This window comes from Micromonospora sp. BL4 (assembly GCF_003667505.1).
In the GTDB taxonomy this organism is placed as follows: domain Bacteria; phylum Actinomycetota; class Actinomycetes; order Mycobacteriales; family Micromonosporaceae; genus Micromonospora.
Window position 1 is genome coordinate 1 of sequence record NZ_RCVJ01000057.1, and the last position, 26,507, is coordinate 26,507.

Here is a 26,507-nt window from a genome sequence, read left to right on the forward strand (position 1 = left end):
GGGGGTGGGGCCCCTACGATGACGGCTCGCCGGAGCGTGGAGGGGGCCAGGGTGGACGGGTTTGGTGCGGTGTCGACGGCGCTGGTGGCGGACGCGTGCGTGCGGCTGGGGGTGCCGGTGCGGGCGGCGCCGCCGGGTGTCCGCTCGGTCGTGTCCGGTCAGCGGGTGGCGGGGCGGGCGCTGCCGGTACGCCACTACGGCAGTGTCGACGTGTTCCTGGAGGCGTTCGAGCGGGCCGAGCCGGGCGACGTGCTGGTGATCGACAACGGCGGGCGGTCGGACGAGGCCTGCGTGGGTGATCTCGTGGTGCTGGAGGCGGGTGCGGCCGGGGTGTCCGGTGTGGTGATCTGGGGGCTGCACCGGGACACGGCGGAGCTGATCGAGATCGGGCTGCCGGTGTTCAGCTACGGCGGCTGCCCGCTCGGGCCGTCCCGTCTGGACGCACGGGAGCCGGCGGCGTTGGCCAGTGCGCGGTTCGGCGGGTACGAGGTGGGCCGGGACGATGTGGTGTTCGGCGACGACGACGGGGTGCTGTTCGTGTCCGCCGACCGTGTTGCGGAGGTGCTGGCCACGGCGGCGGACATCCGTCTGGTGGAGCGGGAGCAGGCGGCGCGGATCCGGGCCGGGGAGACGCTGCGGAGGCAGACCGGGTTCGCGGACTACCTGCGGCGGCGCGACGCCGACCCGACGTACACCTTCCGCCGGCACCTGCGCCGGATCGGTGGCGCGATCGAGGAGTGAGCCGCGCGCAAGCGTGCAGGTTCGGACCGCGGTTTGTCGGCGGCGGACCTCTAGCGCGCGGCCGAGACTTGGCAATATCCTCCGGAGAGCGTGCGGCCATTGGAGCTACTTTTCATTCCCCCGCCGCCGGCCGCAGGAGGAGAAACCATGCACGTCGACCATTCCGAAGTGGACCGCCGGACGCTGCTGCGAGCCGGTCTCGGCGCGGCCACGGTCGCCGTGGTCGGGAGCGAACTCGCCTTCCCGGGCGCCGCGCACGCCGCCCCCGGCGCCGACCTGGACTGGATCATCAGCTGTGACGAGTGGGCGGCCCGGCCGCCGAAGGACCCGCTGTCGGTCAGCGCCATCGCGACCAACAAGATCATCGTGCACCACATGGCGTTCCCGAACGTCACCGACTACTCCCGGGAGCAGGCGGTCAAGCTGGCCCACGACTGCCAGGACCTGCACATGGACGGCAACGGCTGGTCCGACACCGGCCAGCACTTCACGGTGAGCCGGGGCGGCTACGTCCTGGAGGGTCGGCGGGGCAGCCTGGAGCGCCTCGAAGCCGGCGACCGGCAGATGATCTCGGCGCACTGCCCGGGCGAGAACGGGCGTGCCATCGGGATCGAGAACGAGGGCACCTACGTCACCGAGACCCCGCCGAAAGCGCTGACCGACTCGCTGGTCAAGCTCTGCGTCGCCGTCTGCCGGCAGTACGGGCTGCACGCGCACGACATCTTCGGCCACTGGGACTTCCGCACCACGCAGTGCCCCGGCGCCGCCTTCTACCGCGAGTTCCCGGCGCTGCGCCGGCGGGTGTTCGCCGCCCTCGGCACCGACCTGGCCGACGTTCCCGCGCGCCGCTGGCCGGACCTGTGGCGCTTCGTCAACTCCCCGTCGGTCCGGGTCGTGCAGCACCTGCTCGCCTTCCGCGGCTACGCCGTGACGGTCAGCGGCACGTTCGACACCGCGACCGTGGCTGCCGTGCAGGACTGGCAGGCGCGCAACGGCATCGCGGTCGACGTCGACGCCACGCTGACCCCGCCGACCTGGGAGACCCTGGCGCCCGAGCTGGACCAGCACGCCAGCGGCCCGCCGGTGACCGCGGTGCAGGAGATGCTCTTCACCAAGGGGTACGCCGTCACCGTCACCGGCGCGTACGACCACGCGACCCGGGACGCCGTGAAGGACCTCCAGGCGCTGCACGGGCTGCCCCGCAACGGCAAGCTCAGCATGAGCACGTGGTGCGCGATCGTCGGCGGAACGGTCCGCCAGTCGTTCCGGCACCGCTGAGCCTGCGGAGCACCGGCGGCGGCACGGGCGCGTACCCGTGCCGCCGCCAGCCGGGCAACCAGCACAAACGCGGGCGCGCCTCACCCGCCACCCTCGACCGGTCTGCCACGATGGGGCTGACCAGGACCAAGGAGGGTGCTGTGCAGACACGACTCAACCCGTACCTCAACTTCCCCGGCACCGCGCGCGAGGCGATGGAGTTCTACCACCGCGTGTTCGGCGGCGACCTGACGATGAACACCTTCGGCGAGTTCGGCAGCACCGAGCCGGGCCTGACCGACCAGATCATGCACGCGCGGCTGGAGTCCCCCAACGGGTTCACCCTGATGGCGTCGGACACCGCGCCCGGGATGAACCACGTGCCCGGCACCAACATCGCGATCAGCCTCAGCGGCGACAACGCCGACGAGCTGCGCGGCTACTGGGAGCAGCTCTCCGCGAGCGGGTCGGTGACCATGCCGCTGGAGAAGCAGATGTGGGGCGACGAGTACGGCCAGTGCGTCGACCCGTACGGCATCGACTGGATGGTCAACATCACCCAGCCGCAGGCCTGACCAGCGCACCGTCGCCGGTCAGCCGGTTTGGCCGACGACGCGGGCGGAAAGAGTGCCGGGCATGAGATGGGCCCGTCGAGCCGTACCCGCCGTAGCCGCCGCCGTAGCCGCGCTCGCCGCGCGGGACCTGATCCAGCGTGACCACGCGCTGCTGCGCAACTTCCCGGTGCTCGGGCGCGCCCGATACCTGTTGGAGGCGATCGGACCGGAGCTTCGGCAGTACATCGTGGCCGGCAACAACGAGGAGCGGCCGTTCACCCGGGACCAGCGCCGCTGGGTGTACGCGTCGGCGAAGCAGGAGAACAACTACTTCGGCTTCGGCACGGACAACGACATCGAGTACACCCCCGGCTATCCGATCATCAAGCACCGCACCTTCGGCCGTGCGGTGCCGCCGTCGACGCCGACCGCCGGGCACGACGTGCGGCTGCCCTGCGCCAAGGTGCTCGGGGGTGCCCGGGGTCGGGCACGCGCGTTCCGGCCGGAGTCGGTGGTCAACATCTCCGGGATGAGCTTCGGATCGCTCTCCGGCAACGCCATCACCGCGCTGAACAGGGGCGCGGCGCTCGCCGGCTGCCTGCAGAACACCGGCGAGGGCGGTCTGTCGCCGTACCATCGCAACGGCGGTGAGCTGGTCTTCCAGCTCGGCACGGCCTACTTCGGCTGCCGGGACGAGCACGGCCGGTTCAGCCTGGACCGGCTGAAGGAACTGGTGGCCGGCGCGCCGGTGAGGGCACTGGAGATCAAGCTGAGCCAGGGCGCCAAGCCCAGCCTCGGCGGTCTGCTGCCCGGTGCGAAGGTGTCCGCCGAGATCGCCGCCACCCGGGGCATCCCGGCCGGGCAGGACTGCGTCAGCCCCTCCCGGCACGCCGAGTTCTCCGACTGCGACAGCCTTCTCGACTGGGTGGAGCTGCTGGCCGCCGAGACCGGCCTGCCGGTCGGCATCAAGTCGGCGGTCGGCGACCTGGGCTTCTGGGAGGAATTGGCCACCCTGATGCGGGACACCGGCCGGGGCGTCGACTTCGTGACGATCGACGGCGGCGAGGGCGGCACCGGCGCCGCGCCGCTGATCTTCACCGACTCGGTGTCGCTCCCGTTCCAGCAGGGCTTCTCCCGGGTGTACAAGGTCTTCGCCGAGCACGACCTGCACGAACAGGTGGTCTTCGTCGGCGGCGGCAAGCTCGGCCTGCCGGACAACGCCGTCGTGGCCTTCGCGCTCGGCTGCGACCTGGTCAACGTGGGCCGGGAGGCGATGCTGTCGATCGGCTGCATCCAGGCGCAGAAGTGTCACACCGACACCTGCCCCACCGGAGTGGCGACCCAGAACGCCTGGCTGGCCCGGGGGCTGGACCCGACGCTGAAGTCGGTGCGCGCGGCCAACTACCTGCGGACGTTGCGCCGCGACCTGGTGAAGGTGGCCGAGGCGTGCGGCGTGGAGCACCCCGGCCTGATCGGCACCGACGCGGTGGAGATCCTGGACGGCCGCACCGGCTCCACCGGACTGCACGAGGTGTACGGCTACCGACCGGAGTGGGGTCTGCCCGCACCGGCCGACCGGGCGGAGATCGTCCGGCTGATGGCGCCGGAGGCGCCGCAGGGTGGCAGCGCGACGCCCTCCCCCACCGCCGTCGGCTGACCGGCCCGCCGATAACCCGTGGAGCCGGACGCCCGGGCACCGTATCGTGGCGCGGTGCTGATCAGACGCGAGACGCCCGCCGATGTCGACGCCATCCGCGCGGTGCACGCCGCCGCCTTCGGCGCGCCGGACGGCGCCGTACCGATCGAGGCGACGCTGGTCGACGCGCTGCGCGCCGACGAGGGCTGGCTGCCCGCGTACTCCCTGGTGGCGGCCGACCCGGACGGCCAGGTGGTGGGGCACGTGGTGGCCACCCGCGCGCAGGTGTCCGGCCAGCCGGTCGCGCTCGGCGTGGGGCCGCTCGGCGTGCTTCCCGCCTGGCAGCGGCGCGGGGTCGGCTCGGCGCTGATGCACGCGGTGCTGGGCGCGGCCGACGCCCGGGACGAGCCACTGGTGGTGCTGCTCGGCCACCCCGACTACTACCCGCGATTCGGTTTCCGGCCGGCCGTCGAGCTGGGCGTCACCCCGCCGCAGCCCTGGGGCCCGCAGTACTTCCAGGCCCGCCCGTTGAGCGCCTGGCGGGATTCGATCCGGGGCGAGTTCCGGTACGCCGGCCCGTTCGACGAGCTGTGACCCCACCGCGTATCCGCCGGCGGCGCGCCAGCGACCTCGATGGTTGCGTCGCGGCGCTGGCCCTCGTCCACCGGGCCGACCGGTACCCGCTGAACTGGCCCGCCGACCCGCACCGCTGGCTGCGCGAGCCCCGTCCGGCGCGCGCGTGGGTCGCCGTCGACGCCGCCTCGGCGATCGTCGGGCATGTCGCGGTGCACCGGCTGCCCGACCCGGCGGACGGGTCGCCCGCCCGCCCGACCGCCGAGGTGGCTCGCCTGTTCGTGTCGCCGGCCGCGCGCGGGACCGGGCTGGGCGGCGCGCTGCTGACCAGGGTCGGGCGGTGGGCGGCCGAGCGCGGGACGGACCTGGTGCTCGAGGTGGCCGCCAGCGACACCGCGGCCGCCGCCCTCTACGAGCGCGCCGGGTGGCGGTGCACCGGCACCAGCACGGCGCAGTGGACCGCTCCCGACGGTGGCGCGGTGTCGATGCGCCACTACACCCTGCGCACCGGTGCCGCGGCGGAGCGCTAGCCTCCGGCGACACCGCCAGGTCACGTTCGCCCAGCTCACTGTGGTGATCGCGGACGCCATGCGAACATATGTACGTGTCACCCGGTGCCAGCATCCTGCACGCCGACCTGGACGCCTTCTACGCGTCGGTCGAGCAGCGCGACGACCCGCGCCTGCGGGGGCGGCCGGTCATCGTCGGCGGGGGCGTGGTGCTGGCGGCCAGCTACGAGGCGAAGGCGCGGGGCGTACGCAGCGCGATGGGCGGCCAGCAGGCGCGCCGGCTCTGCCCGGACGCGATCGTCGTACCGCCCCGGATGTCGGCGTACACGGCGGCCAGCCGGGCGGTGTTCGAGATCTTCCGGCAGACCACCCCGCTGGTCGAGGGGCTCTCCATCGACGAGGCGTTCCTGGATGTGGGCGGTCTTCGCCGGCTGGCCGGGCCGCCGGCCGACATCGCCGACCGGTTGCGCCGGGAGGTCCGCGAACGGGTCCACCTGCCGATCACCGTGGGCGTGGCCCGGACGAAGTTCCTGGCGAAGGTGGCCAGCGGGGTGGCCAAGCCGGACGGGTTGCTGGTCGTCGCGCCCGACGCCGAGCTGGCGTTCCTGCATCCGCTGCCGGTGGAACGGCTCTGGGGCGTCGGCCCGATCACCGCCGCGAAGCTGCGGGAACGGCGGATCCGTACGGTCGGCGAGGTGGCCCGGCTCGGCGAGGCGGCGCTGGTGTCGCTGCTCGGCGCCGGCGCCGGCCGGCACCTGCACGCCCTGGCGCACAACCGCGACCCCCGGTCGGTGCAGGTCGGTCGCCGGCGCGGCTCGATGGGCGCGCAGCACGCCCTGAGCCGTACGCCGCACGCGCCGGCGGAGCTGGACGCCGTCCTGGCCGGCCTGATCGACCGGGTCACCCGGCGGATGCGGGCGGCCGGGCGTTCCGGACGCACGGTGATGCTGCGGCTGCGCTTCGGCGACTACACCCGGGCCACCCGCTCACACACCATCGGCAAGGCGACCGCGGACACCACGCCGCTCCTAACCGCCGCGCGGGCGCTGCTGCGGGCCGCCCTGCCCGAGATCGATCGGCGGGGCGTCACGCTGATCGGCGTCTCGGTCGGCAACCTGGACGACAACCCGGTCCAGCCGGAGCTGCCGTTCCACCACGATCCGGGCGCCGAGCTGGACGCCGCGGTGGACGCGGTCCGCGACCGGTTCGGGTCGGCGGCGCTCACCCGCGCGGTGCTGCTCGGCCGGGATCCCGGCGTCGAGATGCCGCTGCTGCCGGACTGACCGTGCCGGGTGGCGACGGGGCGGACATCACAGGGGACGGAGGGTTTAGCGACGGCCTGAGCGGTCACGTAGTGACGATCAGCCATCCAGGGGGGACCACCATGTCCGACGACACCAGCAACCGTCCGAGCCGGCGCGAGCAGCGTCCCGGCGACGTGACCGACCCACTGCTCTGGCAGCTCGCGATCGACGTGCTCAGCGCACATGAGCCGGACGAGGACGGCGCCTGCCGCAATCTGCTCTGCGCCGGCCAGCCGTGGCCGTGCGCGGCCCGCCGCTCCGCCGAACAGTCGCTGCGGCTGGCCCGCGGTTCGGCCGACACACCGTCCACGTCGGAGCGGGACGAGGGCACCACCACACCTGCTGACCGGCCCGCCGAGGGCGTTCCGATCGCGCGCCGGGCCTGGTCGTCGCTTCCGGAGGCAGCCGCGTCGGCCGCCTGACGCGCACCCTTCTCGACACGCCGCGGGCGCCCGACCGGAATCCGGTCGGGCGCCCGCGCGTCGTGCGTCAGAGAGCGAGCCGCTGACCCGGGAAGATCAGGCCGGCGTCGGCGCCGATCAGCTGCCGGTTGCGCTCGTACAGGGCCTCCCAGCCGCCGGTCACCTGGTGGGCCTGGGCGATCTCCGACAGGGTGTCGCCCGGCTTGACCAGGTACGTTCCGGCGCCCGTCGACGGCGCGGTGCGCTCGTGGTTGCGGGTCGCCGGCTGCTCGCCGCGCGTCGACCGCTCCCGGGGCTTCGACGTCGAGTCGGACTTCGAGGTGGACTTCGAGTCGGACTTCGAGGTGGACTTCGTCGAGGACTTCGAGGCGGAGCCGCCCGACGAGCCGCCCTTCCTGCCGCAGGTCGGCCAGGCGCCGATGCCCTGCCCGTCGAGCACCTTCTCGGCGATCGCGATCTGCTCGCCGCGGCTGGCCAGGTCGGCGCGGGCGGCGTACTTCTTGCCGCCGTAGCCGGCCCAGGTGCTCTGCGAGAACTGAAGTCCGCCGTAGTAGCCGTTGCCGGTGTTGATGTGCCAGTTGCCGCTGGACTCGCACTGGGCGATCGCGTCCCAGTTGACCCCGGCCTGGGCCGGGGCGGCCGGGCCGAAGAGGGCGACGGCGCCGGTGACCGCGCCGACGGCGAGGGTGCCGACGGTGACGCGGCGGGTGGTGACCCGTCGATGACGGGCGGTGTGTGCAGATGACATGTGAGCTTCCTCCACGCCGGCGAGGTGAGCTGTCGGGTTCGGGCCGAGGAGCCCGGCCGCGCGGTGGCGGCTTCACCCCGAGGTGACGTGCACCGAGGAACGTTGGGTCCCCCGCTCCTGCCCGGGTGACTGGTTCCGACGACCGGGGGCAGGATTTGGCGTTGCCGGTCGCGGTGTCCGCATTGGCGAACCCGACCGACGTTAGGCACGGTCGGTGAGGGTCGCCCACCCCCTGTGAACTTCTTCACCGGGCCACACGGGGCGGCCCGCGCAGCGGTTGCGGGCGCGGCGCGGCTGTGCAGTGACCACGATGGACCGTTTCCGATCGGCGGTGCCGGGCCACGAGCAGCTCAGCGCGGGCGGCGTGAACGATCCGGCCGGCGGGGCCCGTCGCACGGGCGGCCCGCCGGCCGGAGGGATCGGTCGGTCAGAGGGTGCGCGCCAGCCGGTCAGCGAGGGTCCGGGTGAACCGGGCCGGGTCGGCCAGCTCGCCACCCTCGGCGAGCACCGCCAGCCCGTACAGCAGCTCGGCCGTCTCGGTCAGCGCCTCGGAGCCCGCGCTCTGCTCGTGGGCCTTGCGCAGCCCGGCAACCAGGGGGTGACCGGGATTGATCTCCAGGATCCGCTTCGTCGACGGAACCTCGTGCCCCATCGCCCGGTACATCTTCTCCAGGGTCGGGGTGAGGTCGTGCGCGTCGCCGACGACGCAGGCCGGTGACGTGGTCAGCCGCGACGACAGGCGGACCTCCCGGACGCTGTCGGTCAGGGTGGTGCCGAGCCAGTCGAGCAGCGCGGCGAACTCCTGTCGCTGCTGCTCGCGCTCGGTCTCGGCCTGCTGCTTCTCCTCGTCGGTGTCCAGGTCGACCTCGCCCTTGGCGATCGAGCGCAGCGGGCGGCCGTCGTACTGGCCGACCCGCTCGACCCACACCTCGTCGACCGGGTCGGTGAGCAGCAGCACCTCGTGGCCCTTGGCCCGGAACGCCTCCAGGTGCGGGGAGTTCTCGATGGTGGCCCGGGAGTCGCCGGTGGCGTACCAGATGTCGCTCTGGCCGTCCTTCATCCGTGCCACGTAGCCGGCCAGGTCGGTGGGCTCGGCCGAGTCGTGGGTGGAGGCCACCGACAGGATCTCCAGCAGGATGTCGCGGTTGTCGGCGTCGTCGATCAACCCCTCCTTGACCACCGCGCCGAACTCGGTCCAGAAGGTGCGGTAGCGCTCGGGGTGGTTGGCCTTGAGGTCCCGGACCGTGGCGAGGACCTTCTTCACCAGGCGGCGGCGGACGATCTGGATCTGCCGGTCCTGCTGGAGGATCTCCCGGGAGATGTTCAGCGACAGGTCGTGCGCGTCGACCACACCCTTGACGAAGCGCAGGTAGGTGGGGACCAGCGCCTCGCAGTCGTCCATGATGAACACGCGCTTGACGTAGAGCTGGACGCCACGGCGGCCCTGCGGGGCGAACATGTCCAGCGGGGCGTGGCTGGGCAGGAACAGCAGCGCCTCGTACTCGAAGGTGCCCTCGCCCTTCATGTGCACGACCTCGAGCGGGTCGGCCCAGTCGTGGCTGACGTGCTTGTAGAACTCGTTGTACTCGGCGGCGTCGACCTCGTCGCGGGGCCGCGCCCAGAGCGCCTTCATCGAGTTGAGCGTCTGCACCTCGCTGGTGGAGTCCGCGCCGTCGGCGCCCGGGCGCTCGACGCGCATCCGGATCGGCCAGGCGATGAAGTCGGAGTACCGCTTGACGATCTCGCGGACGGTCCACTCGGCGGTGTAGTCGTGCAGGTTGTCCTCGGTGTCGGCCGGCTTCAGGTGCAGGGTCACCGTGGTGCCCTGCGGTGCCTCGTCGACGGTCTCGATCGAGTACGTGCCCTCGCCGGTGGATTCCCAGCGGGTGCCGCCGGTCTCGCCGGCCTTTCGGGTCAGCAGGGTGACCCGGTCGGCGACCATGAACGCGGCGTAGAAGCCGACACCGAACTGGCCGATCAGCTCCTGCGAGCCACGCGCGTCGGCGGACTCGCGCAGCTTGTTCAGCAGCTCGGCGGTGCCCGACTTGGCGATGGTGCCGATCAGCCGGATCACCTCGTCGCGGGTCATGCCGATGCCGTTGTCCCGCACGGTCAGGGTGCGGGCGTCCCGGTCGACCTCGATGGCGACGTGCAGGTCGTCGGTGTCGGCGACGAGGTCCTTGTCGACCAGTGTCGCCAGCCGCAGCTTGTCCAGCGCGTCGGACGCGTTCGAGATGAGTTCCCGCAGGAAGACGTCCTTGTTCGAATAGATCGAGTGGACGACCAACTGGAGGAGCTGACGCGCCTCAGCCTGGAATTCCAACGTCTCGGCCTGATTGCTCACACCGTCTCCCTTCTCGGCTCGTGCGGAGGTTCGCGGAAAGGATACGAGCAGTCACCGGCCGGGCCGTGCCCGCGTCCGGGTCGTATTCCCGATCCGGGCGCGCCGCCCTCGTGACATAGCTGACTTTGATGAACAGAAGTCAGCTCGGATAGTGTTCCGGCCATGAAGATCGCTGGAAGCACCGCCCTCGTCACCGGCGCCAACCGCGGCTTCGGCCGGCACCTGGCCGCCGAACTCCTCGCCCGCGGCGCCACCGTCTACGCCGGCGCCCGCAACCCGGACACCGTCGACCTGCCCGGCGTGACGCCGGTGCGGCTGGACATCACCGACCCCGCCTCGGTGGCCGCCGCCGCCGAGCTGGCCGGAGACGTGAACCTGCTGATCAACAACGCGGGCATCGACTCCCGAACCGACCTGCTGGACGGCGATCTGGACCTCGTCCGGCTCGAGATCGAGACCCACTACATCGGCAACCTGTCGATGATCCGGGCGTTCTCGCCGGTCATCGCCGGCAACGGCGGCGGGACCATCCTCAACGTGCTCTCCGTGCTGTCCTGGGTGAACCTTCCGCACCACGGTCCCTACGGCGCCGCCAAGTCGGCCGAGTGGGCCATGACCAACGCGCTGCGCATCCAGCTCGCCGAGCGGGGCGTCCGGGTCGCCGGCCTGCACGTCGGCTACATGGACACCGACATGGCCGCCACGGTCGCCGGACCGAAGTCCGACCCGGCGGTGATCGCCCGGCTCGGCGTGGACGGCATCGAGGCCGACGCGTACGAGATCGTGACCGACGACATCAGCCGACGGGTCCAGGCGGGCCTCTCCGGCGGGGTGGCCGCGCTCTACCCGCAGCTTCCCTGAGCCGCGACACCACGACGGTGATCGGGCCGCCGCCGGCATCCCGGCGACGGCCCGTCCTCGGGTACGCGGTCAGCTCCGTCCGCGCACCCGCCTCGGCGTGCGGCGGTCAGCAGCCGCCGCAGCTGTAGAAGAGGATGTCCCAGTGACTGCCCTCCTTGGTGTAGAGGTTGCCCGAGGCGGCCCGGTACTGGTAGCCGAAGCCGGCGATGTAGCCGACGTAGGTGTAGTTCGCGGAGATGTAGTTCTGGATGCAGGTGCTCAGCGCGATGTCGAGCTTGTAGCCGTTCCAGTGGCTGTACGTGCCGCCGGCATGGCCGACCTCGGTGCCGGCGGTGATGGTGACCGCGCAGCCGCTGGCCCGCTTGAACGTGATGATTCCGCTGATCGTCGCCTGCCGGACCCCGGTGAACGAGGTGCAGGTGGGCACGTTGCGGTCGCTGCAGTTGCCGCTGGAGGTCCACGAGATGTTGGCGGCGCGCAGCTGGGAGGTGGCGCTGGAGTGGCTGATGGCGAAGGCCGGGGCGGCGAGACCGAGCGCGGCGCCGACCGCGGCGAGGGTGGCCACCAGCAGTGTGAGCACGCGGCGGCGCAGGGTGGATCGGGTGGCGGACATGGCACTCCCGTTCGCAGCAGGGGTGGGATTTTTGCGAATCAGGGGCCGGCCTTGAAGGATTTCTACCAGAGATAGACAGGCGTGACTAGGTGTCGGGTGGAGGCGGTCGCCCGGCTCCACCCGACGACCTCCGTCAGCTCGCCTGCAGCGTCACGTCGTCGATCACGAAGCTGGTCTGCAACGAGGCGTCCTCGGTGCCGGTGAACCGCAGCGTCACCGTCTGGCCGGCGTACGAGGCCATGTTGAAGGTGCGCTGGACGTAGCCGGCGGCGGCGTTGAGGTTCGAGTACGTCGCCAGCGTGGTCGAGCCCACCTGCACGGTGAGCCGGTCGTACACCCGGGAAGTGGTCGTCTCGGCCGTGTCGATGTGCAGCCAGAACGACAGCGTGTAGCTGGCACAGCCGGCCGGCAGGGTCACCGACTGGGACAGGTTCTCGGTGCGGGTGCTGCCGTACCCGTTGAGCCACGCCTTGTACGACCCGGTCCGGGCCGGCTGACCGCTGGCGTTGGTGATCACGCCGGAGGACGCCGTCCACGGCGTGCTGCCGCTCTCGAAGCCACCGTTGCCGACCACCTGGCCGCCGGCGCAGCCGCCGGTGCCGGTCACCGTGAGCGTGAGGCTGGCGCTGCGGGTCACCGAGCCGCTGCCGGTCACCGTGATGGTGAAGGTGCCGGTCGCCGCACTGGCCGACGCGGCCAGGGTCATCGTCGCCGAGCCGCCCGAGGTCACCGAGGACGGGCTGAACGAGACACTCACCCCACTGGGCGCACCGGAGGCGGACAGGCTGACCGACTGCGCCGAGCCGGCGGTGGTGGCGGTGACGACCGTCGCGGTGGTGCTGGCGCCCCGCGCGACGGTACGCGTGGTGGGGTTGACCGCGACGGAGAAGTCGTTCGTCGGGGTGCCGCCGCCCACGGCGAGCTGCCACAGCGCGTACGCGATGCCGTCCGCGGCCCGGTTCAGCACGGTGGCGCTGACGTTGGCGGTGGTGTCGCAGGCCCGGTGGTAGCAGGGGTCGTACGCCGAGTTGGCGGTGCCGCCCCACTTGGCGGCCTGGGCGCTGGTCTTGCGGGCGCTGGCGCCCGCGGCGTAGCCCGAGGTGGGGATGCCGGCCTGCTGGAAGTAGTAGTCGTCGGAGCGGCCCTGGCCCTCGACGTTCTCCTCCGGTTGCAGGCCCAACGAGTCCCAGTACGCCTTCAGCGGCGCGGCCGTGGTCGAGGTGACCCGGTTGATGAAGTAGCCACCGTTGATCGAGCCGACCATGTCGAAGTTGTAGTAGCCCTTGATGTAGCCGCGCTGGGTGGCGTTGAGCGAGTTGACGTAGAAACGGGAGCCGTTGAGCCCCTGCTCCTCGTCGGTCCACCAGGCGAACCGGACGCGCTTGGTCATGGTCGGGTTCTGCGCGGCCAGGACCAGCGCGTTCTCCAGCAGGCTCGCCGAGCCGGTGGCGTTGTCGTTGATGCCCGGCCCGGCCGAGACTCCGTCGAGGTGGGCGCCGAACATGACCACCTGGTCGGCCGGGCCGCCGGGCCACTCCGCGATCAGGTTGTTCGAGGGGTACGTGCAGCTGGAGCAGTACTGCTCGCTGACCGTGTAGCCGGCTGCCTGGAGCCTGGTCTTGACGTAGGAGAGCGAGGCGGTGTAGCCGGCCGAGCCGGCCCGTCGGTTGCCGCCGTTGCTGCTGGCGATGGAGTTGAACTGGGTCAGGTGCGCCTGGACGTTGCTGACGGAGATGTCCGGCGCCGCCAGGACGGCGGCGGATCCGGCGATCGGCCGGGCCACTGCCGTCGCGGCGATGGGTGACGCGGTCACCGGCTGGGCGGCCAGCGTCACCGTCATCCCGGTGAACACGGCGAGCGCGATGCCCGCGCTCAGCGTTCTGCCTCTCATGGGGGCTCCTCGGGGGTTGGAGAGATAACCGAGACAATTACAGATATCAATGTCTTCGGCATCGGTCGTTCGTCCGGAACCCCCGCCGGTTCGGTGGCGGCCGCCGCTCTGCCAGCGGGCCGCCGGAACCGACACGGCGGGGCGGAACGTCCCGTTTCGCCCCCGCCGCTCCGTACGCTGAGCGCACGCCGACGCCGGCAGCCGGGATCGGCGGATGCCGGCGTCGGCACAGGTGAGTGAAGGTGCCAGGATGGGTAGGTAACGCCAGCAGGGGTCATCGGGCCCGGAACGGGGGGCTTGCGATGGGGCCGGGTCGAGCGTGAGACGACCCAGCACGGACCTGTTCACCGGCGGCGGTGACACCGGCCGGTTGATGGCGGAGCTGGACTGGACCGCCACCCCGCTCGGCCCGGTGACCGGCTGGCCGCAGAGCCTGCGCGCCGCGGTCCGAATGGTGCTCTCCTCCCGCTACCCCATGCTGCTGCTCTGGGGCGACCGCCTGTCCCAGCTCTACAACGACGCGTACTCCGCGCTGATCGGCGACAAGCACCCGGCCGCGCTCGGCGACGACGTGCGGGTGACCCTCGCCGAGGGCTGGGACGTGCTCGCCCCGCTGATCCAGCAGGCCATGGCGACCGGGGTGGCCAGCTGGGTGCCAGCCCTGCAACTGCTCCTGGAGCGTGCCGGCTACCGCGAGGAGGCGTACTTCAGCGTCTCGCACGCACCGGCCCGCGACGACGAGGGCCGCACCGTCGGCGTGCTGACCGTGTGCAGCGAGGTCACCGAGCAGGTGGTCGGCGAACGGCGGCTACGACTGCTGCGCGACCTTGCCGTAGGCGGCGACGGGCGCACCGTCGACGTGGACGCCACCTGCGCCCGGCTCGTCGACGCCATCGGCGCCCACCCGCTGGACGTGCCGTTCGCCGCCATCTACCTGCGCGACGGCACCGTGCTGCGCCGGGTCGCCTGGGCCGGCGGCGACGCGGATGACGCCACCGTGGCGGAGGCGCTGCCGGAGTCCGCCGCCCTGACCGACCCGGGCACGACGGCCCGCGCCTGGGGTCTGCCGGCCGCCGCCGAGGGCCGACCGACCGAGGTGACCGGCGTCGCCGATCGGCTGCCACTGCCGGCCGGCCCGTGGAAGGATCCGGTACGCACCGCGCTGGCACTGCCGCTGCCCTCGGCCACCGAGGCCCAGCCGCTCGGCGTCCTGCTGGTCGGGCTCAGCCCGAGCCGGGGGCTGGACGAGGCGTACCGCTCCTTCTACCAACTGCTGGCCCAGCAGGTCTCGGTGGCACTGCGCAACGCGCAGGCGTACGAGGAGGAGCGGCGCCGGACCGAGGCGCTGGCCGAACTGGACCGGGTGAAGACCAGCTTCTTCACCAACGTCAGCCACGAGTTCCGTACCCCCCTCACCCTCATGCTCGGTCCGCTGTCGGACGCGCTCACCGATGCCGCCGCGCCACTGGCACCGGTGCAACGCGAGCGGGTGGAGACCGCCTGGCGCAACGCCACCCGCCTGTTGACCCTGGTCAACAGCCTGCTCACCTTCTCCAGCCTGGAGGCTGGGCAGGCCCGCAGCGACGCCCGGATGGTCGATCTCGCCACGCTCACGGCAGAGCTGGCCGGCGTCTTCCGGGCCGCCGTCGAACGGGCCGGGCTGACCCTGGAGGTCGACTGCCCGCCGCTGCCGCGGCCGGTCACGGTGGACCCGGTCAACTGGGAACGCATCGTCACCAACCTGCTGTCCAACGCCCTGAAGTACACGTTCATCGGCCGGATCCGGGTGGTTCTGGAGACCGACGACGAGGAGGTGCGGCTCACCGTCACGGACACCGGCATCGGCATCGCCGAACAGGAGCTGCCGAAGCTCTTCGAACGCTTCCACCGGGTGCAGGGCGCCCTCTCGCGCAGTCACGAGGGCACCGGCATCGGCCTGGCCCTGGTGCACGAGCTGGCCCGGCTGGAGGGCGGCGAGGTCCGGGTGACCAGCCGGGTCGGCGTCGGCAGCACCTTCACCGTGGCGCTGCCGTGGTCGGCGGCGCGTCGCACCGTCGCGACCGGAGCACCGCCCAACGGGCGGGGAGACGCGACCCGGGCCGCCGTCCAGGAGGCGGTGACCTGGCTGGCCGACCCGGACGGCGGCGTCGCGGAGCCCGACCCGGCGTCCAGCTTCCTCGCCGACGAGCTGACCGGGGCACGGATCCTGGTGGCCGACGACAACAGCGACATGCGGGCGTACCTGACGCGTTTGCTCACCGGGCAGGGCTGGCGGGTGCGGGCCGTCACCGACGGGCGGCAGGCCCTCGACGCGGTCCACCGCGACCCGCCGGACCTGGTCCTGACCGACGTGATGATGCCGGTGCTCGACGGCTTCGAGCTGGTCCGCCGGTTGCGCGCGGACCCGGCGACCCGGGCGTTGCCGGTGCTGGTGCTCTCCGCCCGCGCAGGCGGGGAGGCCAGCGTGGCGGGCCTGAGCCTGGGCGCCGACGACTACGTGGTGAAGCCGTTCGCCGCGGCCGAGCTGATCGCCCGGATCAGGACCGTGATCCGCCGGTCCCGCACCGGCGGGGCCCCCCGGTCCGACGCGGCGCCGGCCCGGGACGACGGCGTTTCACCGCAGGTCGACGCCGCCTCGGCGGCGGCGCAACCGGTCACCGCCGTCGCGCCCGCGACGGCCGTGCCGACCTCGTCCGCTCCGGCCGCGAACACGCCGGGCCACCCGGCCGACACTCCCACCCCGGACGCCGTTGCCGCAGCCGTCGACGACACGTTCGCGATCGGCACCGCCGGCGATGTCCTCGACGTCGGCTGGACGTACCCCTCCGCGCCCACGTCGGCGGCGGCGATGCGCCGCGACGTCCGGCTGGCGCTGGACGGCCTGGAGGTCGACCCGGACGTGCAGGAGGACCTGCTACTGGCCGTGTCCGAGGCGATGAACAACGCCGTCGAGCACGCCCAGCGACCCAGCCGTCCGGAGGTACGCGTGCGACTCCAGGCGGGCGGCGGCCTGGTCCGGATCTCGGTACGCGACTTCGGCACCTGGCGGGACCGCCGTCCGGCGATGGACCGCGGGCGGGGCGCGCTGCTGATGAACGCCTACGGCGACGTGCGGCTGGTCTCCACCGACGAGGGCACGACGGTGACCATCGACGGTCGGCTGGTCTGAGCGGCCGGCCCTCGACGCGAAGAGCGTGTCACAGACGCGAGGACCAGCCCGTCACAGCCGACGGTCGCTGCCGTCGCGGGCGACGATGCCGTCCAGTTTGTCCCCCGGTGCCAGCTTGGCCGGGTCGAACCAGAAGATCACCACCTGCTTGTCGGCGCTCCACCGCGCCAGCCGGGCACCGACCTGCCGGCCGTCCACCGTGCCGATGATCTGCTGCGCCGGGCCGACGAAGTAGCCGAACGTGGGCACCGGCGCCCCTGATCCCCCGCTGTCGTAGCCGATCTGGTGGAAACCGGGGCTGCGGTCGGCCCCCTCGACGTCGTTGACCAGCAGGTCCGTCGTCACCGTGCCGTCCGGGGCGCGGCGGCCGGCGGCCAGGCCGATCGTCACCCGGGGCTCGCCGGGTACCGACACCTGGACGACGTAGAACACCCGCTGGTCGCTCCCGTGCCGGATCCCGCTGTCGACGATCTGGCCCACCGGCGAGGGCGACGGCTCCCCGCGGCCCGGCGTGGTCGTCGGCGTTGGTCCGAGCGGGTGCGACGCCGTCGGGGGAACGGCGACCGGCGGGGGTGCGACGGCGACCTGCGTCGGACGTTCGACGGTGCGCGGGTCGTCCGGCAGCGCGCCGACCACCACCGCGACGATGGCGGCGACCAGCCCGGTCGCCAGGGTCGCCGCCCCGGCGCCGGCGACCCTGCGGCGGGTTCGCAGCCGCCGCCCGTCGCGCATGACGGCCGCCAGGTCGACGGTGGCCCCGGGACGTTCGGTCACCCGCATGGCGTGGCGGAGCCGGTCGAGGTCGCTCATCGGCACGCCTCCTCGGTGTCGACGGCACGCTCTCCGGTGCTGCGCAGCTTCTCCAGGGCCCGTGAGCTGGTGCTCTTGACCGTGCCCACCGAGACGTCGAGTTCCCGGGCCACCTGCGCCTCCGGCAGGTCGAAGTAGTAGCGCAGCACGACGATGGCCCGCTCACGAGGGCTGAGCACGCCGAGGATCGCGGTCAACCAGCGCCGGGTGGCCACCTCGTCGGCCACGTCGTCGCGCCGTTGCTCCGGGACCTCCTCGGTCGGATACTCCCGGATCGGGCGCCGCCATCCGTCCACCAGGTGGTTGACCAGGATGCGGCGGGCGTAGCCGTACGCGTCGTCGTCGCGGATCCGGGACCAGGACGCGTAGGTGCGGGCCAGGGCGGTCTGCGCGGCGTCCTCGGCCCGGTGATGGTCGCCGGTCATCAGGAACGCGGCGTGCACCAGCCGCGCGGACGCCGCCCGCGCGAACTCGACGAACTCCGCGTCACCCCGCGCCACGCCGAACCCTCCCCCATGCCACACGGTTACGGACGGGTGAGGACCACGAAAAGTTGAGCGCTTTCGAGATCAACTTTTCGGAAGGGTCACCCGTCTCCTTCCCTGCGGCGCCGCGGTCCGGCGCGCGAGGGGAGAGACATGTCGACGAAGGCTACCCGTCGAGGATCGGGCGCCTCTGCGGCGTTGCTGCTTGTGGTGGCGCTGCTCACCGGCTGCGGCCTGCCGGCCGCCGGGCAGCGGGCCACCGATCCGGTCACGACCGGGCCGGCACACACCGGACCACCCGCGGCGGGGCAGGCCGGACTACCCGCGACGGGGCAGGCCGGACCACCCGCGGCGGGGCAGGCCGGGACCGGTCGGCCGGCGGGAGCCGCCGGGAACGCCGGTGTCGCGCCCGCACCAACCGTCGCCATCAGCTATCCCGCGACCGGCGGCAACCGCTGGTCGGTGGCCCCCGCCGAGACGGCGTCCGGGCGCGGCACCCGCGGACAGTTGCTGCGGTACCGCGTCGCCGTGGAGCGCGACATCCGCGGACTGCCGGTGACGGACGTCGCCGCGGCGGTCTCGGCGACACTCAACGACCCGCGCGGGTGGACGGCCGGCGGCGGCTGGCGGCTCCACAGGGTGGGCGCCGGCGCGCCCGCCGACTTCACCATCTACCTGGCCACCCCCGGCACCCGTGACGAACTGTGCCAGGACGTGCCGGACGGCTACACCTCTTGCCGCAACGGCCAGCGGGTGGTGCTCAACGTGGCGCGCTGGGTCAAGGCCGTGCCGGGCTACGGCGCCGACCTGTCCACGTACCGGGAGTACATGGTGAACCACGAGGTCGGGCACCGGCTCGGCCTGGGTCACGAGCGGTGCCCGGGACGGGGCCGACCGGCGCCGGTCATGCAGCAGCAGACGCTGGGCCTGCACGGCTGCACGGCCAACGCGTGGCCGTACCCGGACGGGGATCGCTACCGCGGACCGGTCGGGGCGTACCACGACGAGATCCCGCCGCGCGAGGGCGCTCGGCCGGCTCGTTGAGCCGGCGGCCGGACACCGCGCGTCAGGATCGGTGGCGGCGTTCCTGTTCGAGCCGCTCGTCCAGCCGGCCCAACTCGTAGATGGCGTTGAGGTTGGTCGGCAGTCGGCTGACGTTGTCCGGCACCGGACCGGGATCCGGCGCCGGGGTCGGTGCGGGCGCCGGCGCGGGGGCACCGGCGGAGGCGGCTGGGCCGACCGCCCGGCGGCGGCGCAGGAGCAGCAGCGCCAGCACCACGAGGACACCGGCCATCACCAGCTGGAGCGCGGTCAGCAGCGGCCAACCGCTCCGCTCGGGGGCGGCGAGCGTCGGCGGGGCGGCCGGTTCGCCACCGTTCGGCAGCGGCACCGCCGCTTCCCGGGTGCCCCGACCACCGGCGGTGCGATCCGGTGCGGCGGGCGCCGCCGGCCGCTGGGGATCGGCCGGCGATCCGGCGGGCGCGGAGGCCGGTGCGGGCGCCGCGGGTGCGGGCGCCATCGGGGCGGACGTCACCGGGGCGGACGGCCCGGCGGACGGTGGCGCAGGCCGGGTCGGGGTCGGCGTCGGGTCCGGGGAGGAGCTCGGGGTGCTGTCGCCGCCGAGCAGGTCGCCGACGAGTTGCCCGACGCCACCGATGAGGTCGCGGACGGGGCCCGAGGGGGCGGACGGCGACGGTGTGGGCGACAGTGCGAGCGTCAGCACGAGTGCGACGACGGCGGGCATGAGACCACCTCGGATCGGTCGTTGTCCCCGGCACGCTACCGCAGGGCGGTGACGGGTGGGTGACCCGCCGACGCGAGGCGGGCACGCGTGTCGCGCGTACCCGCCTCGGGCGTCCGAAGTGATCAGACGGGCAGGCCACCGACCTGGGTGGAGATCCAGGACCGGATGGACGGCAGATCGACGTAGATGGACGGGCCGGTGGCGCACGTGGAGTTGTTGTTGCCGGCGCGGCTGGTCGCGCCGATCAGGTTCCACACCCCGTTGACGCGGCGCACCTGCGGGCCACCCGAGTCGCCGTAGCAGGCCCCGGAGGTGCCGTTGGTGTTGTTGGTGCAGATCTCGTACGGGCCGTTGATGCCGGAGCACCGGCTGTCGGCCACGATGGACGTGTCCAGCTCGTTGGCCACCGCGGGGGCCGATCCGCAGCCCGGGCGGGGGCAGGTCTGACCCCAGCCGATGATCCGGGTGGCGGTGCCGACCGCGCCGGAGGTCGACGGGATCGGCGCCGGGGCGTAGGTGACCGAACTGGCCAGTTGCAGCAGCTTGACGTCGACGCTCGGGTGGTTGACCGCGCGGATCACCCGGACCACCGTCCCGCCGCTGCTGCGGTTGACACTGCCCACCCGGACCGAGGACGGCGTCGAGCAGTGCTTGGCGGTGACCGCCCAGTTGGCCTTGATCAGCGTTCCGGTGCAGCCGGAGACGTACACCATGAAGGGGTAGTTCTCGGAGGCCGGCCGGCCGCCGACCACCGTCGGTCCGATGTCCCCGGTGCCGTCCCAGGTGTACGTCGCGCCGCTGGCCGGCGCGGCGAGTGTGCCGGCGAACAGCGCGTTCACCCGGGACGCCTCGGCCGCGCTCGGGTTCGCGTTGCGGCAGGAGACGGGTGCGCTGCTGCCGGACATCAGGTCGGAGCAGAGGCCGGTGCGCCGGTCCGGCAGGCCCAGGATGTGGCCGACCTCGTGGGTGGCGATCCGGGTGCGGTCGTAGCCCTGGTTCACGGCCGTGCGGCCCATCCAGATGCGTCCCGAGCCGAGGCCGGTCGGTTGCGCCCGGGGCCAGCCGTTGTCGACGTAGATGGTGATGCTGGCCGGGGTGCCGGCCAGGAGCCGGACGTTGCTGACCCGGCTGTTCCAGATCTGCGCGGCCTGGTCGAAGTTGGTGCGGAACTCGCCGGTCCGGCTCGCGTCGTAGTAGACGGTGCGGACGGCGGCGGCCGGGGCGCCGGTGGCGAGCTGCACCCCGGCCGCCGCCAGCACGGCCACCAGCATGGCCTGCGCCGCGCGCAGCACTTGTCGTCGGAACATCACGCACTCCCCTGCGGTAGTCCGGCGGCCACCGGCCGCCGGTCATCGATGTACGTGAATGCTAATGTGACGGCGGTCGATGCTCGGCATAACGGAACCGTCATACCGACGACGGTGCCATCGCCCCGTGAAGGGCCGGTCCCTCGAAACCGCCACCGATGTCAGGGGGCGGCCCCGCCGCTGGCGTTGACCAGGGCCTCGCCCGCGGTCGTCCGGGCGTAGAGCACGAAGCGTCCGGCACGGTGGGCACCCACCAGGCCGGCGTCGCGCAGCGCGCCGAGGTGCTGGGACACGGTGCCCGGGGTAAGCCCGCAGCGCTCGGCCAACTCCAGGGTCGAGGTCGGCACCGCGAGCTCGTGCAACAGGGTCGCGCGGGTTCGACCCAGCACCCGGGGCAGACCCTGCCCACGGGGGGCCGGGTCCCGCTCCCACAGGGTCCCCACAGCCCGGGCCGGGTAGCGAAGCACCGGTTGCCCCGGGGAGCCGAAGTTGGACCAGACCCGGGGACCCGTGAAGACCGACGGAACGAGCAGCAGGCCCCGCCCGTCGAGTCGCACGGTGCCAGCCAGGACGATGTGATCCACCCGAAGCGTGTCGGCCTCCAGCCGGACGTACGGGTCGAGGTGGTTGAGCAGGCCGTGCACCCCGTCGGTGGCCATTCGCTGTGCGCCGAGCAACACCTCCCGCTCCAGAAGGGTGCGCATCCGGGGCCAGTAGGGCCCGATGGCCGCGTCGGCGTACACCGCAATCACCTCCGCCAGCCGGGCCAGCCCGGCGACCGGCTCGGCGTAGAGCGCGGCCAGCCGGGACGAGCGGGGGCCGGGCAGCTCGTCGAGACCTGCCCGCAGCGCCTCGGGTGAAGTGGTGACGAGGGTCGCCAGCTCCACGTCGAGGGTGGGCTGGGAGGTGGCCGGAGGCGGGCAGACGAAGGTCGGAATGACCAAGGTCGGTATCTGCACCAAGTCGGCGAGAAGCCGCCAGTCCACGTCGGCCAGGCGGGGGCGGACGCGTCCGGACCAGGGCAGGTGCTCCGGGAACAGGTGCGGCTGCTTGATGACACGGACGCTCGCGATCACCTCCCACAGCGGAGAGATGGCGAACCGGGTCATCGCCAGATCCCGCGCTTCCAGCCCGACCACCATCATTGGCACCCCCGACAGATTTGACGAGGGTCAAATTTATCGGTCCCACGTTGTGCGACCGGCACCGTGGGTGGCATGACCGCACCGACCGCGACCCTTCCCGACCATCGGGCAGGCCGCTGGCCCCGCTCTTTCCGGCTGCTCTACGCAGCCTCCCTCGTCGACGGCATCGGCTTCCACGTCAGCCAGCTCGCCGTGCCGGTGCTCGCCGTCTCCCTGCTGGCAGCCACTCCCGGCCAGGTGGGGCTACTCGGCGCGCTGAGCACAGCCGCCTTCCTGGTGATCGGCCTGCCGGCCGGTGTCTGGGTCGACCGGTTGCCGCACCGCGCGGTCCTGATCATCGCGGACCTGGCCCGGGCGGCTCTGGTCGCGTCCGTGCCGGTGGCGTGGTGGGCCGGTTGGCTGAGTATCCCGCAGCTCCACCTCGTGGTGCTGCTGACCGGCGTCGGCACGGTCTTCGCCGACGTCGCCGCACAGAGCTACCTGCCGGAACTGGTCGGCCGGAGCCGTCTGGTCGCGGCGAACTCGCTGCTGATGAGTACGAACGCGACGATGCAGATCGCCGGGCGAGGTTTCGGCGGTCTCGTCGTACAGGCGCTCACCGCGCCCGCCGCGATCGTGCTGGACGCGGTGACCTTCGCGGTCTCCGGGGCGATCCTCGCCCGGATCCGCACCGATGCGCCTCGCCGGCTCCCGACTCGGGCGGCGGGCGGGTTCGCGAGGCAACTCGCCGCCGGCGTCCGGCACGTGATCGGCAACCCGCTGCTCCGTCCACTCGCCCTCTCCACCGCGAGCATCAACCTGACCATGCAGCTCACCACGACCATGCTGCCGGTGGTCTTCCTACGCGAGCTGGGACTGGGTGCCGCCGCCCTCGGCCTCTTCCTGGGCGCGGGTGGGGTCGGCGCCCTGCTCGGTGCGCTGAGCGCGCGCCCGCTCGCCGAGCGGATCGGCCACGGTCGCGCGCTGTGGCTGCCCGGTCTGCTCGTCGCCCCGCTCGGTGGGCTGGTCGCGCTCATCGACACCGGACCGATGCTCTGGCTGGCCGCGTTCGGCTGGCTGGCACTGGCGTGGCGGACCGGGGTCGGCAACGTCGTCGGGGTGAGCCTGCGCCAGGGCGCCACCCCGGACGCGCTGCTCGGCCGGATGAACGCCACCTTCCGGTTCCTGCTCACCGGGGCACTCACCGTCGGCGCGGTGGCCGCCGGCCTCCTCGGCCAGTACACGGAGGTCCGCACCGCGCTGGTGGTCGGCGCGGCCGCCAACGCGCTGACCTGGCTTCCGGTGTTCTGCTCGCCGCTGCGCACGCTGCGTCGGCCACCCGTGACCGACTGACCGGCACCGTCCACGTCACCACCATCGACCGCCGTTACGTGCCTGTTACGTCGCGGCGAGGTGGCCGTGCCGAGGCGGGACGACGGTGGCCGCAGAGGGTCACCGGCAACGCCGCCGCGACGTGGCCCCCGAACATCGGACGGAGGCACCACGATGAGGATCAGGAGCGCACTGACGGCGCTGGCGGTCGTGCTCGCCGGGCTGGTCGCCGGCGCGGGCAACGGGGCCGCGGCGAGCACCACCACGGCGGCGGCGACCACGTCGCCGTACTGCGGCATCACCTGGGGCAGCGGGGAGAAGTCGGCGGGCGCGCTGAGCAGCGCCCCGCTGGTCGACGTACGGACCGGCCGGCACGACTGCTACGACCGGGTGGTGTTCGAGTTCGCCGGCCCGGTGGACGGCTACGCGGTCGGCTACGGCGAGACGTGGACCGAGGGCGAGGGGTTGGCGCTGTCGCCGTACACCGCCGGAGGCGCGCTGCTGCGGGTCTCGCTGCGGGCCCCCGCGTACGACGACTCCCACGTGGGCACCGTGCCGTACCGGGTCGGTGAGCACGCCGCGAACCTGCTGCGCTACCCGACGCTGCGCGACGTCGTCTTCGGCGGCAGCTTCGAGGGCTACACCACCTTCGCGGTCGGCGTGCGGGCACGGCTGCCGTTCCGCACGTTCGTGCTGGCCGGCCCCGGCGGGCACAGCCGGATCGTCCTCGACGTGGCCCACCAGTGGCAGCAGTGACACCCCCGGTGTCGGGGGCCGCCCGGTCCCCGACACCGACCGTTTCGCCAGGCTGCGCGCCGTCGCGGCGGGTCTACCCTCAGGTCATGGAGGGCCGCGTGCTGGTGGTCGAGGACGATGCCTCCATCCGGGAGGTCACCGCCCTCGGTCTGCGCCGCGCCGGCTTCCGGGTCGACACCGCCGTCGACGGGCGGCAGGCCCTGGCGGCGTGGCGGGCCCGCCCGGTCGATCTGATCGTGCTCGACGTCATGCTGCCCGGTCTGGACGGCCTGGAGGTCTGTCGGGAGGTCCGGCGCACCAGCCAGGTGCCGATCCTCATGCTGACCGCGCGCACCGACACGATCGACGTGGTCGTCGGGCTGGAGTGCGGCGCCGACGACTACCTGCGCAAGCCGTTCGACCTGCCCGAGCTGGTGGCCCGGGTCCGCTCGGTGCTGCGCCGGGCGAGCGCGCCGGTCGCGTCGAGCACCATCGAGGTCGGCAGCCTGGAGATCGACCCGGGCAGCTTCGTGGTCCGTCGGGGCGGCCGGGAGGTGTCGCTGACCGCCACCGAGTTCCGCCTGCTGCTGGAGCTGGCCCGCCGGCCCGGGCAGGTGTTCACCCGGGAGCTGCTGCTGGACCTGGTCTGGAACCACAGCTTCCTGGGCGATTCACGGCTGGTCGACGTGGCGGTGCAGCGGCTGCGCGCCAAGGTCGAGGACGACCCCGCGCACCCTCGGCTGGTACGCACCGTTCGCGGCGCCGGCTACAAACTGTCCACGGGCTGACGGGAGATCGGCGATGGCCGGACGCGCGGTGCCCCCGGGCCGCCTGCGGCGCCGGCTGACGATCGCCTTCGTGCTGGTCGCCGGTGTCTCCGCCGGCCTGCTCGCCGGGGGCACCGGGCTGCTGCTGCGGCAGTCCTGGTTGGACGCCTCGCTGCACCAGGCCGCCGCCGACGCCCGCTACCAACTCGTCCTCGCCGGACAGTTCCTGCCGTTGACCGACCAGCGCCGCACCGAGCTGCTCACCAGCTTCGAGGGCAGCGGACGGCACGTGGTGCTCGTCGACGGCCCGGCCCGCCCCTCGCACCCGTCGTACGCCCCGACCCTCGGCGCGCACCTGCGGGCCACGGTGGCGGACGGGCAGCTCGGTTACCAGCGATCCGCACCGGCGGAGCGCCCCCGGCTGTTGGTGGTCGGCGGCCGCATCCCCGGCTCCACCGCCGAGCTGTACGTGATCACCGTCGAGGACGACATCGCCGCCGACCTGGGTCAGCTGCGCACCGCGCTGCTCGCCGGCTGGGTGCTGGTGGTGCTGCTCGCCGCCGGGGTGGGGCACCTGCTGGCCCGCCGCACGCTGGAGCCGGTGGGCCGGGCCAGCCGGGCCGCGCGGGCGCTCACCGAGGGCCTGCTCGCCACCCGCCTGCCGGTACGCGGGCGGGACGAGTTCAGCGTCTGGGCGGCGTCGTTCAACGAGATGGCCGAGGCGCTGGAGTCGAAGATCGCCGCGCTCTCGGCGGCGCAGGCGCGGGAGCGGCGGTTCACCGCCGACGTCGCGCACGAGCTGCGTACCCCGGTGACGGCCCTGGTGGCCGCGGCCTCGCTGCTGCGCGAGCACCTCGACCAGCTGCCCGACGATGCCCGACCGGCCGCGCGCCTGCTGGTCGGTGACGTGGTCCGGCTGCGCCGGCTGGTCGAGGACCTGATGGAGATCTCCCGGCTGGACGCCGGCCGGGAACGGCCGACCGTCGAGCCGGTCGACGCGCCGGCGTTGCTGCGCGGGATCGTGGCGGCGCGCGGCTGGTCGGAGCGCGTGCTGGTCTGCGGGGATCCGGTGGCGCTGCGCACCGACCCGCGCCGGCTCGAACGGGTGCTGGCCAACCTGGTCGCGAACGCGGTCGAACACGGCGGCGGGGAGATCCGGGCCACGGTGTCCGGTGTGGGCCCGCTGGTCGTCTTCGAGGTCACCGACCAGGGGCCGGGCATTGCGGCCGAGCATCTGCCGCGCCTGTTCGACCGGTTCCACAAGGTCGATCCGTCGCGCTCGGCGCCGGGCAGTGGGCTCGGGCTGGCCATCGCCCGGGAACACGCGGCCCTGCTCGGCGGCGTGCTGAGCGCGTACAGCGAGCCGGGCGTGGGTAGCCGGTTCCGTCTGGAGTTGCCCGCCCTCGGCCCCACCCGGCCGCACGAGGGCGTGCCGCGTCCGGTCGAGCACCCCGAGGATCACGCCGCGGTGCGGCCGGGCGGGCGCACGGCCCGCACGGCGCCGTCGGGCGGTGCGGGGTGAGCCCGCGGGGCACGGCCCGGCTGGCCGCGCCGGTGCTCATCGCCGCGGTGCTCGTGGGC

The 26,507-nt window shown here is 73.0% G+C and carries 24 protein-coding genes and 1 riboswitch; of the genes, 15 read left to right on the forward strand and 9 right to left on the reverse strand.

The genetic code is table 11. From position 1 onward, the window contains the following. Nucleotides 1-51 precede the first annotated feature (51 nt). From EAD89_RS03885 to EAD89_RS03920, 8 genes are all read left to right on the forward strand, one after another. On the forward strand, nucleotides 52-741 hold the full coding sequence (locus EAD89_RS03885) for an RraA family protein (protein ID WP_233578169.1): 690 nt from the start codon (nucleotides 52-54) through the stop codon (nucleotides 739-741). A gap of 147 nt (nucleotides 742-888) precedes the next feature. After that, nucleotides 889-2,019: an N-acetylmuramoyl-L-alanine amidase gene (locus tag EAD89_RS03890; RefSeq protein ID WP_121674760.1), complete on the forward strand. Its 1,131-nt coding sequence runs from the start codon at nucleotides 889-891 to the stop codon at nucleotides 2,017-2,019. A 140-nt stretch (nucleotides 2,020-2,159) separates the two neighbouring features. Beyond that, nucleotides 2,160-2,573 (forward strand): VOC family protein, encoded by a 414-nt coding sequence (locus EAD89_RS03895; protein WP_121652312.1) that lies wholly within the window; start codon nucleotides 2,160-2,162, stop codon nucleotides 2,571-2,573. A gap of 61 nt (nucleotides 2,574-2,634) precedes the next feature. Next, entirely contained in the window at nucleotides 2,635-4,209 is a 1,575-nt protein-coding gene (locus EAD89_RS03900; protein WP_121674761.1) for an FMN-binding glutamate synthase family protein, read from the forward strand. 54 nt (nucleotides 4,210-4,263) lie between these two features. Beyond that, nucleotides 4,264-4,782 (forward strand): GNAT family N-acetyltransferase, encoded by a 519-nt coding sequence (locus EAD89_RS03905; RefSeq protein WP_121674776.1) that lies wholly within the window; start codon nucleotides 4,264-4,266, stop codon nucleotides 4,780-4,782. Further along, on the forward strand, nucleotides 4,779-5,291 hold the full coding sequence (locus EAD89_RS03910; protein WP_121674762.1) for a GNAT family N-acetyltransferase: 513 nt from the start codon (nucleotides 4,779-4,781) through the stop codon (nucleotides 5,289-5,291). Before EAD89_RS03905 ends, EAD89_RS03910 begins: the two co-directional genes overlap by 4 nt. A 74-nt stretch (nucleotides 5,292-5,365) precedes the next feature. Continuing rightward, a complete protein-coding gene (gene dinB / locus EAD89_RS03915; protein ID WP_121674777.1) occupies nucleotides 5,366-6,553 on the forward strand; it encodes a DNA polymerase IV in 1,188 nt (395 codons plus the stop codon). 101 nt (nucleotides 6,554-6,654) lie between these two features. Next, the gene (locus EAD89_RS03920) at nucleotides 6,655-6,996 is read left to right on the forward strand and encodes a hypothetical protein (protein WP_121652315.1); all 342 of its coding nucleotides are present in this window, start codon (nucleotides 6,655-6,657) and stop codon (nucleotides 6,994-6,996) included. Between the two features lie 67 nt (nucleotides 6,997-7,063). Here the strand turns inward: EAD89_RS03920 and EAD89_RS03925 are convergent, their stop codons facing one another. Continuing rightward, complete coding sequence (locus EAD89_RS03925) at nucleotides 7,064-7,744, reverse strand: transglycosylase family protein (protein WP_121674763.1); 681 nt, start codon at nucleotides 7,742-7,744, stop codon at nucleotides 7,064-7,066. Beyond that, nucleotides 7,744-7,915: riboswitch (cyclic di-AMP (ydaO/yuaA leader) on the reverse strand. It overlaps the preceding gene by 1 nt. Nucleotides 7,916-8,171: 256 nt before the next feature. After that, nucleotides 8,172-10,088: a molecular chaperone HtpG gene (gene htpG / locus EAD89_RS03930; RefSeq protein ID WP_121674764.1), complete on the reverse strand. Its 1,917-nt coding sequence runs from the start codon at nucleotides 10,086-10,088 to the stop codon at nucleotides 8,172-8,174. Between the two features lie 162 nt (nucleotides 10,089-10,250). Here htpG and EAD89_RS03935 point away from each other — a divergent pair, with 162 nt between their 5' ends. Then, nucleotides 10,251-10,949: an SDR family oxidoreductase gene (locus tag EAD89_RS03935; RefSeq protein ID WP_121674765.1), complete on the forward strand. Its 699-nt coding sequence runs from the start codon at nucleotides 10,251-10,253 to the stop codon at nucleotides 10,947-10,949. A 106-nt stretch (nucleotides 10,950-11,055) separates the two neighbouring features. On the opposite strand, the gene EAD89_RS03940 is transcribed toward EAD89_RS03935, so the two are convergent. Then, the gene (locus tag EAD89_RS03940; RefSeq protein WP_121652319.1) at nucleotides 11,056-11,562 is read right to left on the reverse strand and encodes a hypothetical protein; all 507 of its coding nucleotides are present in this window, start codon (nucleotides 11,560-11,562) and stop codon (nucleotides 11,056-11,058) included. Between the two features lie 133 nt (nucleotides 11,563-11,695). Next, nucleotides 11,696-13,453, reverse strand: coding sequence for a M28 family peptidase (locus EAD89_RS03945; protein WP_121674766.1), 1,758 nt, complete (start codon nucleotides 13,451-13,453; stop codon nucleotides 11,696-11,698). Between the two features lie 319 nt (nucleotides 13,454-13,772). Here EAD89_RS03945 and EAD89_RS03950 point away from each other — a divergent pair, with 319 nt between their 5' ends. Further along, on the forward strand, nucleotides 13,773-16,622 hold the full coding sequence (locus EAD89_RS03950; RefSeq protein WP_121674767.1) for an ATP-binding protein: 2,850 nt from the start codon (nucleotides 13,773-13,775) through the stop codon (nucleotides 16,620-16,622). A 51-nt stretch (nucleotides 16,623-16,673) separates the two neighbouring features. Here the strand turns inward: EAD89_RS03950 and EAD89_RS03955 are convergent, their stop codons facing one another. Together EAD89_RS03955 and EAD89_RS03960 are read right to left on the reverse strand one after the other, a co-directional pair. Then, a complete protein-coding gene (locus EAD89_RS03955; RefSeq protein WP_121674778.1) occupies nucleotides 16,674-17,432 on the reverse strand; it encodes a hypothetical protein in 759 nt (252 codons plus the stop codon). Beyond that, nucleotides 17,429-17,932, reverse strand: coding sequence for a SigE family RNA polymerase sigma factor (locus EAD89_RS03960; RefSeq protein WP_121652323.1), 504 nt, complete (start codon nucleotides 17,930-17,932; stop codon nucleotides 17,429-17,431). The genes EAD89_RS03955 and EAD89_RS03960 overlap by 4 nt, the downstream gene beginning before the upstream one ends. A 138-nt stretch (nucleotides 17,933-18,070) precedes the next feature. Here EAD89_RS03960 and EAD89_RS03965 point away from each other — a divergent pair, with 138 nt between their 5' ends. Then, on the forward strand, nucleotides 18,071-18,961 hold the full coding sequence (locus EAD89_RS03965) for a DUF3152 domain-containing protein (protein ID WP_121674768.1): 891 nt from the start codon (nucleotides 18,071-18,073) through the stop codon (nucleotides 18,959-18,961). A gap of 22 nt (nucleotides 18,962-18,983) precedes the next feature. Here the strand turns inward: EAD89_RS03965 and EAD89_RS03970 are convergent, their stop codons facing one another. From EAD89_RS03970 to EAD89_RS03980, 3 genes are all read right to left on the reverse strand, one after another. Then, nucleotides 18,984-19,661, reverse strand: a complete 678-nt coding sequence (locus EAD89_RS03970) for a hypothetical protein (protein WP_121674769.1) — start codon at nucleotides 19,659-19,661, stop codon at nucleotides 18,984-18,986. 122 nt (nucleotides 19,662-19,783) lie between these two features. Beyond that, complete coding sequence (locus EAD89_RS03975; protein ID WP_121674770.1) at nucleotides 19,784-20,968, reverse strand: snapalysin family zinc-dependent metalloprotease; 1,185 nt, start codon at nucleotides 20,966-20,968, stop codon at nucleotides 19,784-19,786. 161 nt (nucleotides 20,969-21,129) lie between these two features. Then, entirely contained in the window at nucleotides 21,130-22,113 is a 984-nt protein-coding gene (locus tag EAD89_RS03980) for a DUF5937 family protein (RefSeq protein ID WP_121674771.1), read from the reverse strand. Nucleotides 22,114-22,185: 72 nt separating this feature from the next. On the opposite strand from EAD89_RS03980, the gene EAD89_RS03985 reads away from it, so the two are divergent. From EAD89_RS03985 to EAD89_RS04000, 4 genes are all read left to right on the forward strand, one after another. After that, entirely contained in the window at nucleotides 22,186-23,445 is a 1,260-nt protein-coding gene (locus tag EAD89_RS03985) for an MFS transporter (RefSeq protein WP_121674772.1), read from the forward strand. A gap of 153 nt (nucleotides 23,446-23,598) precedes the next feature. Continuing rightward, entirely contained in the window at nucleotides 23,599-24,180 is a 582-nt protein-coding gene (locus tag EAD89_RS03990; RefSeq protein WP_121674773.1) for a hypothetical protein, read from the forward strand. Between the two features lie 86 nt (nucleotides 24,181-24,266). Beyond that, nucleotides 24,267-24,947: a response regulator transcription factor gene (locus EAD89_RS03995; RefSeq protein WP_121674774.1), complete on the forward strand. Its 681-nt coding sequence runs from the start codon at nucleotides 24,267-24,269 to the stop codon at nucleotides 24,945-24,947. A 13-nt stretch (nucleotides 24,948-24,960) separates the two neighbouring features. Beyond that, nucleotides 24,961-26,448, forward strand: coding sequence for a HAMP domain-containing sensor histidine kinase (locus EAD89_RS04000; protein ID WP_121674775.1), 1,488 nt, complete (start codon nucleotides 24,961-24,963; stop codon nucleotides 26,446-26,448). Nucleotides 26,449-26,507 lie beyond the last annotated feature (59 nt).

What these genes read in the sequence shown, in the direction of transcription:
- EAD89_RS03890 (WP_121674760.1), top strand. Translation starts at nt 889, where the DNA reads ATGCACGTCGACCATTCCGAAGTGGACCGCCGGACGCTGCTGCGAGCC.
- EAD89_RS03900 (WP_121674761.1), top strand. Translation starts at nt 2,635, where the DNA reads ATGAGATGGGCCCGTCGAGCCGTACCCGCCGTAGCCGCCGCCGTAGCC.
- EAD89_RS03920 (WP_121652315.1), top strand. Translation starts at nt 6,655, where the DNA reads ATGTCCGACGACACCAGCAACCGTCCGAGCCGGCGCGAGCAGCGTCCC.
- EAD89_RS03925 (WP_121674763.1), bottom strand. Translation starts at nt 7,744, where the DNA reads ATGTCATCTGCACACACCGCCCGTCATCGACGGGTCACCACCCGCCGC.
- EAD89_RS03935 (WP_121674765.1), top strand. Translation starts at nt 10,251, where the DNA reads ATGAAGATCGCTGGAAGCACCGCCCTCGTCACCGGCGCCAACCGCGGC.
- EAD89_RS03940 (WP_121652319.1), bottom strand. Translation starts at nt 11,562, where the DNA reads ATGTCCGCCACCCGATCCACCCTGCGCCGCCGCGTGCTCACACTGCTG.
- EAD89_RS03945 (WP_121674766.1), bottom strand. Translation starts at nt 13,453, where the DNA reads ATGAGAGGCAGAACGCTGAGCGCGGGCATCGCGCTCGCCGTGTTCACC.
- EAD89_RS03955 (WP_121674778.1), bottom strand. Translation starts at nt 17,432, where the DNA reads ATGAGCGACCTCGACCGGCTCCGCCACGCCATGCGGGTGACCGAACGT.
- EAD89_RS03965 (WP_121674768.1), top strand. Translation starts at nt 18,071, where the DNA reads ATGTCGACGAAGGCTACCCGTCGAGGATCGGGCGCCTCTGCGGCGTTG.
- EAD89_RS03970 (WP_121674769.1), bottom strand. Translation starts at nt 19,661, where the DNA reads ATGCCCGCCGTCGTCGCACTCGTGCTGACGCTCGCACTGTCGCCCACA.
- EAD89_RS03975 (WP_121674770.1), bottom strand. Translation starts at nt 20,968, where the DNA reads ATGTTCCGACGACAAGTGCTGCGCGCGGCGCAGGCCATGCTGGTGGCC.
- EAD89_RS03980 (WP_121674771.1), bottom strand. Translation starts at nt 22,113, where the DNA reads ATGATGGTGGTCGGGCTGGAAGCGCGGGATCTGGCGATGACCCGGTTC.
- EAD89_RS03985 (WP_121674772.1), top strand. Translation starts at nt 22,186, where the DNA reads ATGACCGCACCGACCGCGACCCTTCCCGACCATCGGGCAGGCCGCTGG.
- EAD89_RS03990 (WP_121674773.1), top strand. Translation starts at nt 23,599, where the DNA reads ATGAGGATCAGGAGCGCACTGACGGCGCTGGCGGTCGTGCTCGCCGGG.
- EAD89_RS03995 (WP_121674774.1), top strand. Translation starts at nt 24,267, where the DNA reads ATGGAGGGCCGCGTGCTGGTGGTCGAGGACGATGCCTCCATCCGGGAG.
- EAD89_RS04000 (WP_121674775.1), top strand. Translation starts at nt 24,961, where the DNA reads ATGGCCGGACGCGCGGTGCCCCCGGGCCGCCTGCGGCGCCGGCTGACG.